7 protein-coding genes, 1 pseudogene and 1 riboswitch are annotated in these 9,818 nt (G+C 30.9%); all 8 genes and pseudogenes read left to right on the top strand.

Going from position 1 to position 9,818, the window contains the following annotated elements; genetic code table 11:
• Positions 1-90 precede the first annotated feature (90 nt).
• The 8 genes and pseudogenes from Q428_RS07115 (at position 91) to Q428_RS07085 (ending at position 9,791) form a co-directional block, all read left to right on the top strand.
• Positions 91-764, top strand: a pseudogene (locus Q428_RS07115) (uracil-DNA glycosylase).
• A gap of 142 nt (positions 765-906) precedes the next feature.
• Positions 907-1,842 carry a hypothetical protein gene (locus tag Q428_RS07110; RefSeq protein ID WP_035379516.1) on the top strand — a complete coding sequence of 312 codons (936 nt, stop codon included), beginning with the start codon at positions 907-909 and terminating at the stop codon, positions 1,840-1,842.
• Between the two features lie 40 nt (positions 1,843-1,882).
• Positions 1,883-2,755: a PhzF family phenazine biosynthesis protein gene (locus tag Q428_RS07105; protein ID WP_035379515.1), complete on the top strand. Its 873-nt coding sequence runs from the start codon at positions 1,883-1,885 to the stop codon at positions 2,753-2,755.
• 16 nt (positions 2,756-2,771) lie between these two features.
• Complete coding sequence (locus tag Q428_RS07100) at positions 2,772-3,806, top strand: homoserine dehydrogenase (RefSeq protein WP_035379514.1); 1,035 nt, start codon at positions 2,772-2,774, stop codon at positions 3,804-3,806.
• 24 nt (positions 3,807-3,830) lie between these two features.
• A complete protein-coding gene (locus tag Q428_RS16335; RefSeq protein WP_278244881.1) occupies positions 3,831-3,953 on the top strand; it encodes a hypothetical protein in 123 nt (40 codons plus the stop codon).
• 106 nt (positions 3,954-4,059) lie between these two features.
• A riboswitch (ZMP/ZTP riboswitch) is annotated at positions 4,060-4,137 on the top strand.
• 67 nt (positions 4,138-4,204) lie between these two features.
• Entirely contained in the window at positions 4,205-6,430 is a 2,226-nt protein-coding gene (gene pflB, locus Q428_RS07095; RefSeq protein ID WP_035379531.1) for a formate C-acetyltransferase, read from the top strand.
• Between the two features lie 177 nt (positions 6,431-6,607).
• Positions 6,608-8,827, top strand: coding sequence for a diguanylate cyclase (locus Q428_RS14485; RefSeq protein ID WP_051515030.1), 2,220 nt, complete (start codon positions 6,608-6,610; stop codon positions 8,825-8,827).
• Positions 8,828-8,885: 58 nt separating this feature from the next.
• On the top strand, positions 8,886-9,791 hold the full coding sequence (locus tag Q428_RS07085; RefSeq protein WP_035379513.1) for a DMT family transporter: 906 nt from the start codon (positions 8,886-8,888) through the stop codon (positions 9,789-9,791).
• Positions 9,792-9,818: the final 27 nt, after the last annotated feature.

The following is a 9,818-nucleotide window of genomic DNA, read 5'->3' as shown; positions in this document are numbered from 1 at the left end:
TAAAAAGAAAAAATACCCATTAAACATTATAGCGCAATATTTTATTAATGTAGTCTTTTAAATATGTTATAATACTTTAGGGTGATATAAATGATGATATTTAAAAACGATTGGCAGAATTATCTAGAGAATGAATTTAATCAGGAGTACTATTTAAAGCTGAGACAGTTTCTTATTAGTGAGTATAAAACTAAGGTAATTTATCCAGATAAATTTGATATATTTAATGCATTGCATTATACATCATATTCAGATGTCAAGGTTGTAATATTAGGACAAGATCCCTATCATGGCCCAATCAGGCCCATGGTCTTAGCTTTTCAGTAAAACCAGGTATACAACCACCGCCATCTTTAATAAATATTTTTAAAGAGCTGAAGGCTGATTTAAACTGCTATATACCTAATAATGGATATCTAAAATCCTGGGCAGACCAAGGTGTTTTGTTACTAAATTCAGTTTTGACTGTTATGGAAGGTAAACCTAATTCACATAAAGGGAAAGGATGGGAAATATTTACTGATAAAATTATAAAGATACTCAATGAAAGAGAAGACCCCATTGTATTTATTTTATGGGGTAATTATGCTCAGGCAAAAGCTGATATTATAACCAATAGACAACATTTGATAATTAAATCTCCACATCCAAGTCCCTTATCTGCAAACAGGGGATTTTTTGGAAGCAAACCTTTTTCTAAAACAAATAATTTTCTGATATCCATAGGTAAAAATCCTATTGATTGGCAGATAAAAAATATTTAAAAGGATGTAAGACTCAGGAGATATTTCTAATTTAGATAAGGAGAGATAAATTTATATAATTATTCATGACTTTGTAAGCAGACTGAATTTTTTTATTAAATGCTGTTGAATTAATGCATAATTTCAAAGGGGGGGAATGTTTTTGAAATTCATAAAGCTTATATTAACTATTCTAATCGTTGCTTTTGTTAGTATTTTTGGAATGCTTCTCTATGCCAGCAATGTAACTGAAAATAAATATCAGGAAGCTAAAAACTATATAGTAAAGGGGGATTGGATAAGTGCTTTAAATTTAATGGAACAAGTAACTCATTATAAAGATTCAGAAGAGTTGTATTCTTATATTTACCCTCATAAACTGTTTTTTGAAAAGTATGAGACATATAATGAGGAAGTAAAAGGATACAAAAAGGCATTATTGTATATCGATAAAAAGGAGATTTTATTAAAAGAAGCAAAAAATCCAGAATACTATAAAGACATTATGGAACTAAGAAAAGTAATAAATTTTAAATTAAAGGAATTAAATGAAAAAATAAAGTTTGAGGCAACAGATAAAACACTAAATGAGATTAAGAATTTAATACAGCAGAAAAACTATGATAAGGCAATTGAGAAATTAAATGAAGTAAATGGAAGGATGTACTCTGCACAAAAGGAACAGATAAGTAATTATATAGAATTACTTTTATTTATAAAAAATAGCCAAAACAACATTGAAGGTTCAAAAAATGATAAGAAATTGACAAAAACTAACATGATAGATTTAAAGGAACTTAAAAAAATTGTTGCAAAGTTAAATCCAGATTATCAAGGAACTTTGTCAGATGAAATAAAAATTGAAGTAGAAAAATATATACCATCTGAGCAATGGGTTCAGTTGTATAATGAAAAACCTACCACCGACAAGATTATAATGTTAAATGTTGGTATGAAAAGGGATGATTTGATTTTAAACATGGGGAACCCAGATAGAACAGAATTTATTTCAAATAAATACGGTATTTTTGAAATTATGTATTATAAAGATTTTACTATCTATCTTAATAACAATGTAGTTACCGTAATAAATGGCTAAGAACCATAGTAAAAATATTGTGATATATGGGGGATGAATAATGAAGATTGTTGTTTATACTGTAAATGCCTTTGCAAAAACAAAATTTGGGGGGAATCCAGCGGGGGTAGTACTTGATGCAGGTAATTTATCCGAGAGAATCATGCAGAATATTGCAACGAATTTAGGGTTTTCAGAAACTGCATTTATTCAAAGAGCAGAGAATGCTGATTTTAAGTTGAACTTTTTTACTCCTAATGGCGAGGTGGATTTATGTGGACATGCAACCATAGCAGCTTTTAGTTTAATGGCTGAGAAAAAAATAATAGAAAAAGGTGTTTTTAAACAAGAAACAAAAGCTGGAATTTTGGATATTGAGGTATTAAAGGATGGATATATACTGATGGATCAAACAGAACCCAAATTTGGAGAAATAATAGATAAAAGTGAGGTTGCAGATACATTAAAGGTTAAAGAGGATATATTCATTCCCAATTTACCTCTCCAAGTTGTTTCAACTGGTCTTAGGGATATATTTGTCCCAATTAGAAGCATGAGGGATTTAAATGAAATCAAACCTGATTTTAAGAAGATTGCATATATAAGTAAAAAGTATAACGTGACTGGGTATCACCTGTTCACTTTAGAAACGGAACTAAATTCTACAGCTCATTGCAGGAATTTTGCTCCCCTTTATGATATTCCGGAAGAATCAGCAACTGGTACTTCAAATGGTGCTTTAAGCTGCTATTTATATAAATATGGTTTGATTGATAAAGAAAATGCAGGAAATTTGATATTTGAGCAGGGATATTCAATGAATAAGCCATCAGAAATAATGGTTTCATTAAATTTTGAAAATGATGAAATAAAAAATGTTAAAGTGGGCGGAAGGGCCTTGGTTATTGACAAGAGAGAATTAAATTTGTTGTAGAAAATGGGGTGATTACATGCGTTTGGCTCTTATAGGTGTTGGAAATGTTGGTAAAGCTTTTATTAAGCTGCTTGCTATGAAGAAAAATTTTTTGCTGTTGAATAATATTGAATTAGAACTATGTTTAGTGGCAAATTCAAAGGGAGCTGTTTATAGTCAATTTGGAATTGATTGTAATAATTTAATTGGAGAATTAGAAAATGGTCAGTTGTTAGAAAATAATATAGAGTTTAAGAAAGATGTTGATGTTATCGATTTAATTAAAGCTTGTGGAATAGAAACTGTTATTTTAGCTACTCCAACGAATAAAAATAATGGGGAACCAGGAATTACTTATATAAAGAAATTTTTGAGTTATGGAATAAACGTTGTGACTGCCGATAAGGGCCCAGTTTTAATTGATTATCATGGATTAGCAGAAATTGCTAAAAGAAATAAGGCCAGATTAGGTATAGGCTGTACAACTGGGGGTGCCCTTCCATCTATAAACGGGGGGATAATTGAATTAGCTGGAAGTGATGTATATAAAATAGAAGGAGTCCTAAATGGTACCACAAATTTTATTTTAAAGGAAATGGAAGACAAAATAGTAAGTTATGAAGAAGCATTAAAAACTGCACAGTTACTTGGCATTGCTGAGTCTAATCCAACTTTGGATGTTGAAGGCTTTGACACAGCAACAAAAATCTTGATTTTATCTAATGTCATAATGAAATCTAACAAAAAAATAGAGGATATAAGCATTCAAGGAATAACTGACATTACTGTTGAAAAGATTCAAAAAGCAAAAGAAGAAGGAAAAAGGTATAAATTAATAGGAACAGCTGAAAAGACAGGTGATGATGTTAACATTTCTGTCAAATTGGAAAAAATAAATTTCTTAAGCGATTTTTACAACGTGGAAGGTAAAAATAAAGCAGTAAAATACTATTCAGATACACTGGGTGAATTAACGATAGTTGGTGGTGCTTCTGGTACAATTCCAGCTGCAGCTTCACTTTTAAGGGATATAATTAATATTTATAGAAATAATAATAATGAATGGTATTAATTCACGTTGAAAGGAGTTTATTATATGACGAAAAAAGTTAAAATAAAAGAAAATAAATCCTATAAGCCAAATGAAGAAAACCCAGTAATAGTTGATGTTGAATCTGGCATGAAAAAACCTGTTAAAGGTCTTCCTAAAGCAAGATGACGAATAAAATCACATATTTTTATTTTAAAGTATGCATTATAGCGATAATTACCGTATTGACTGGGAATTAATATTATGATATGCTTTTCCTAAAGCGTTAGTTTAGTTTCAATCACATGACTGGCGGAAGTGGAGTTACCACATGGAGTGTGATTGTGAAATGCCGACCGCCTGGGCGCAAGTTCAGGTGGTCTTGTGTTTTTTTTGACTCCTGAATTTGTTATCAACAAGACTAGGAGGTTTTTAAAATGATATTTCAGGAGTGGCAAGGTTTTAATGAAGGAAAATGGATGAATTATATTGATGTGAGGGATTTTGTTCAGAAAAATTATAAACCCTATGAAGGTAATGGAGATTTTCTATCAGCAGCTAGCAATAAAACTAAAATAGTTTGGCAAAAGGCAATGGAATTAATTGATATTGAGATGAAGCAAAACTATGTTGATGTTGATACAGAAAGAATTTCAGGAATCAATAGTTTCCCCCCAGGATTTATTGACAGAGAAAATGAAGTAATATTAGGATTACAAACTGATAAGCCATTAAAAAGAATTTTAAACCCCTATGGCGGAATCAGATGTGCAGAAGAAGCAGTCAAATCCTACGGATATGAGTTACCAGGTAAAATAAAAGGTATATTCAACAAGATTAGAAAAACTCATAACCAAGGCGTTTTTGATGTGTATACAGAGGAAATGAGAATTGCAAGAAAAGTAGGCTTATTAACAGGTCTTCCTGATGCATATGGAAGGGGCAGAATTATTGGAGATTTTCGCAGGATTCCATTATATGGAATAGATTTTTTATTAAAAAACAAGAAACAGGATTTTATAAAATTAACAGGAAATTTCGAAGAAGAGTTAATCAAAATGCGTGAGGAGTTAAGTGAACAAATAAGGGCACTTGAAGATATTAAAGATATGGCAAAGAACTATGGATTTGACATATCAAAGCCTGCAGGTTGTGCAAGAGAAGCTGTGCAGTTTTTGTATTTTGGATATTTAGCTGGCGTAAAAGAAAATAACGGTGCAGCGATGTCTTTAGGCAGGACAAGCACCTTTATTGATATTTATATTGAAAGAGATTTAGAAAGGGGAATAATAGACGAAGAAGAAGCCCAGGAAATAATAGATCAATTTATAATAAAGTTAAGGCTAGTTAGGCATCTTAGAACACCTGAATATAATAGTCTGTTTGCAGGAGATCCTAATTGGATTACAGAAGCTATTGGGGGTATGGGCTCTGATGGAAGAACATTGATTACAAAAACTTCATACAGGTTTTTGCAGTCATTAAACAATTTAGGACCTTCTCCAGAACCAAATATTACTATCCTATGGTCCCAAAATTTACCTGAAAATTTTAAGAGGTTCGCAGCAGAAATGTCAATTAAAACAGATTCAATTCAGTATGAAAATGATGATTTAATGAAAGAAATATATGGAGATGATTATGGAATAGCCTGCTGTGTATCAGCTATGAGGATGGGAAAGGATATGCAGTTTTTTGGGGCAAGGTGTAATCTTGCAAAGGCACTTTTATATGCAATAAATGGAGGGGTAGACGAAGTTACTGGGATTAAGGTAGTACCAGGGATAGATGAAATAGATGGATGTGAACTAGACTTTAATGAAGTAATGAATAATTTTAACAAAGTCTTAGAATATGTTGCAGGGTTATATGTAAACACTATGAACGTGATTCATTATATGCATGATAAATATGCTTATGAAGCAGCTCTTATGTCATTGCATGATACAGATATTACAAGATACATGGCATTTGGAGCAGCGGGGCTATCAGTAGTTGCAGACTCACTTAGTGCCATAAAGCATGGAAGGGTAAAAGTTAAAAGAAACAACGGTATAGCTGTAGAATTTGTAAGAGAAAATGACTATCCAATGTATGGTAATGATGATGATAGTGTAGATAGCATTGCTGTTGAAATCGTAAAAAAGTTCATCTCAGAACTAAAAAAACATAAGACTTATAGAAATGCAAAACACACACTTTCTATATTAACGATAACATCTAATATAGTTTATGGAAAAAAGACAGGTGCTACTCCAGACGGGAGAATGGCAGGAGAAGCTTTTGCTCCAGGTGCTAATCCTTTCCATGGCAGGGATTTTAATGGTGCTATAGCTTCTTTAAATACAGTTGCAAAAATTCCATATAAAGACGTTTGTCAAGATGGTATATCTAACACATTTTCAGTTACACCTGAAACACTAGGAAAAGACATGAAAACAAGAATTGAAAATCTTATAGCAATTCTTGATGGATACTTTATTCAAGGTGGGCACCATCTAAATGTCAATGTGATAAATAAAGAACTTTTGATAGACGCAATGCAGAATCCAGGCAAATATCCCAATTTAACCATAAGGGTTTCAGGTTACGCAGTTAATTTTAACAAACTAACTAAAGAACAACAGCTGGAGGTTATAAAAAGGACATATCACCAAAGACTTTAATTGTAAAATAAAGGGGTAGTGACATTAGTATTTTTTAGTTGCTAATGCCACAGCCCCTTTATTTAATTTTGGAAAATATATCTATAACATATTACGACATTTTTCCTTTGAATTTTATGATAAAATTGAATAAAATTAGAATAAGCTTTATCAAGACATCTTGTTTGGGGTGGTTATATGAACGTTAAAAAATGCAGGAAGTATACAAACAGTATGAAATTTAAAATTATAGTCATTATGTTAATTGTGGGACTTGTTATATTATTTGGAAATGCCTTGTTAAACCATTTTGCTATTTTTAAATATATTTCAAAAATTGAAAGGGATAATATTAAAGGGAAAGTCAGCCAGGGTAAAATTATTTTACAATCCCAATGTCAGCAGCTTGAACAAGTAATAGTGGATTATTCAAACTGGGATGAACTATATGAACTTGTTGTAAAAGAAAATATAGATAAAAAATGGTTAGAGGAAAATTTTACTTTGTGGCTGCCAGAGCATTTTAAAATTGATTTAATTTTAATTGCTGATAATGACAATAAGATAAAATGTGAGTATGGACTAGATTCTGAAATCAAAAACGATATCATTAAAGAGGATATTTTTGATGGTGATCTGCATGGATATAAAATGAAAAGACTTAAAAGTACAAGCTATATAAAGAAGATAAATAATGAAGTATATATTCTTTCAGTATCTCCTATATTGAAATCTGATAGTACAGGGCCAAGTAGAGGTGTTGTTATTTTTGGAAAAAAGATAACTAAAAACTTTCTTGACGATTTAAGAATAAAATATGGTTATGATATTATTTTTCAATTTGATGATAAAATAATATCTCCAGGTGAAACTATGTATGGAAAAAACATAGAATCAATAATTGGCAATATGACTGATGAAATAAAGATAATAGATAAAAAATATATTATCGGTAAAAGTTCATTTGGGGAGAATGGTTTAAATAAAAAAATAAATGTTTATGTTGTGGATACCAGGGATGAAATGATTTTGGCACGGAATATAATAAAAAAGAATTTATTTTTTATTTTTCTATTATCACTTACTGTACTTATAATATCCGGAGTACAATTAAGTAAAAGAATAATAAGTCCTATTAAAAAATTAGAACAGCAACTTATGGATATGACAAAAGAAAATCTATTGATGCATGTTAAAGTTGATGGGGCTGATGAAATTTTAAATTTAGCTGAAACATTTAATAAAATGATTGATAGTTTATATCTGCATAAAAAAGAGAATGAGAGTTTAAGAATATTATCTAATACAGATGACTTAACTACTTTGTATAATCATAGATTTTTGTTTGAAAAATTTCAGGAATTAATAGATAATGGAATAGAGAATATATCAATTCTATTTTGTGATATTGATAAATTTAAGATTATAAATGATACCTATGGTCATGCTGTTGGAGATATGGTTCTTAAGGAAATAGGAAAAATAGTAAAGGAACATATTGGCGGATTTGGTGAGGGTTTTCGATTTGGCGGGGAGGAAATAGTTGCAATACTTGAAAATAAGAATGTAAACCAGGCTTTAGTCATTGCTGAAAGACTAAGGCTATCTGTTATCAGTTGTGAAAAGATACAGAAATACGCAGATTATTTTCCCATAACAATAAGCATAGGTATAGCTTCTTATCCTGATAATGGTAAAAGCGTTAAGAATGTAATAAGCAAAGCTGATTTAGCAATGTATTATTCAAAAAGAAATGGAAGAAACCAGTGTAACGTTTACAACGAAAATATGAAAGCAATTGTCAGCTATACATCCAAGGACAGTGTAAAGAAAGAATTACTAATCGATTCAGTTTTAACCTTAGCAGAAGCAATTGATGCAAAGGATGATTACACTGGTAAACATTCTAAATTAGTAACAAGATATTCAATGCTCCTTGCAGAGAGATTGAAGTTAACAGAAAAGGAAAGAGAAAAGTTAAAAATTGGTGCCCTTCTTCATGATTGTGGTAAAATTGGTATACCGGATGGAATAATTAGAAATACTTCTAAATTAACAAAAGAAGAATACGAAATAATAAAGAACCATACTATACTTGGTAATAACATAGTAAGACATATTGTAAAAGAAAAATCCATAATCTCTTGTATACGAAATCATCACGAAAGATGGGATGGAGGTGGATATCCAGATGGCTTAGCAGGTAAAAACATACACCTCTTTGCAAGAATAGTTTGTATTGCGGATGCTTACCATGCCATGATATCGGACAGACCATATAGAAAAGCTTTGACAAAAGAAGAGGCAATTGAAGAGATTATGAGAAATAAGGGAACGCAATTTGATCCTGATTTAGTAGATGTTTTTATAGAAGTAATCAAAAAGGACAATTTTTTTAATAAAGATTTATTTATCTAGTGAGGTGTGAATATAAAATTAGTCAAATATTTTCATATTTAATATTGGGGGGATGTAAATGAAATTAACAGAGAAAAAAAGGAGCCTTGTTGCAGATTTATCTTTATTGCTGGTGGCGGTAATATGGGGAAGTGGCTTTGTTGCTGTAAAAAATGCTCTAAATTCAGTAACACCTCTGTACATGATGGCTATGAGGTTTGGGATTGCCTTTGTTCTAATGAGTATAGTATTCTGGAAAAATTTAATAAAAATAAACAAAAAAGAATTAATTGGAGGAAGTGTTATTGGTCTTTTTCTATTTACAGCATTTGCAGCGCAGACTATTGGTCTTCAGTATACAACTGCAGGAAAACAGGCTTTTTTGACAGGTACCAATGTAGTAATGGTTCCCTTTTTATACTGGTTAATAAATAAAAAAAGACCGGATAAATTTTCGGTAATAGCTGCATTTTTATGTTTTGTTGGCATTGGAATGTTAACATTAGATAATAATTTAAGTATAAATTTAGGTGATAGTCTGACATTACTATGTGCTTTATTATTCGCCTTTCATATTGTATCTACAGGCTTTTTTGCAGAAAATTTGAACCCGGTTCTTTTAACTATTGTTCAAATGGGAGTGGCTACGGTTTTATCTGTTGCATCAGCGCTGATATTTGAACCATTACCTAAGGCGTTATCTTCATATGGAATTTTTGCTGTATTTTATCTTGGAATATTCAGTACACTGATATGTTTTTTAATTCAAACCACAGCACAGAAATACACTACTTCAACTCATGCAGCAATAATACTTAGCATGGAATCGGTTTTTGGGAGCTTATTATCAGTTTTACTGTTAGGTGAAAAGTTTACGCTAAAAATGTTTTTAGGATGTGTTATAATATTATCAGCTATAATTACCGCTGAAACAAAATGGGAGTTTCTTAAGGGGAATAGCAAAAAAGAGCAAGTGGATCTTTAGAGGGTATAACCCTCTTTTTTATATGGG

The sequence above is a fragment of the Fervidicella metallireducens AeB genome, from assembly GCF_000601455.1.
GTDB lineage: Bacteria > Bacillota > Clostridia > Clostridiales > Caloramatoraceae > Fervidicella > Fervidicella metallireducens.
This window is presented reverse-complemented; position numbering and strand designations above follow the sequence as displayed.

Bases quoted from the DNA above. Each gene is read 5' to 3' on its own strand.
- Q428_RS16335 (WP_278244881.1), top strand. From the start codon at position 3,831: ATGACGAAAAAAGTTAAAATAAAAGAAAATAAATCCTATAAGCCAAAT.
- Q428_RS07085 (WP_035379513.1), top strand. From the start codon at position 8,886: ATGAAATTAACAGAGAAAAAAAGGAGCCTTGTTGCAGATTTATCTTTA.
- Q428_RS14485 (WP_051515030.1), top strand. From the start codon at position 6,608: ATGAACGTTAAAAAATGCAGGAAGTATACAAACAGTATGAAATTTAAA.
- Q428_RS07100 (WP_035379514.1), top strand. From the start codon at position 2,772: ATGCGTTTGGCTCTTATAGGTGTTGGAAATGTTGGTAAAGCTTTTATT.
- Q428_RS07105 (WP_035379515.1), top strand. From the start codon at position 1,883: ATGAAGATTGTTGTTTATACTGTAAATGCCTTTGCAAAAACAAAATTT.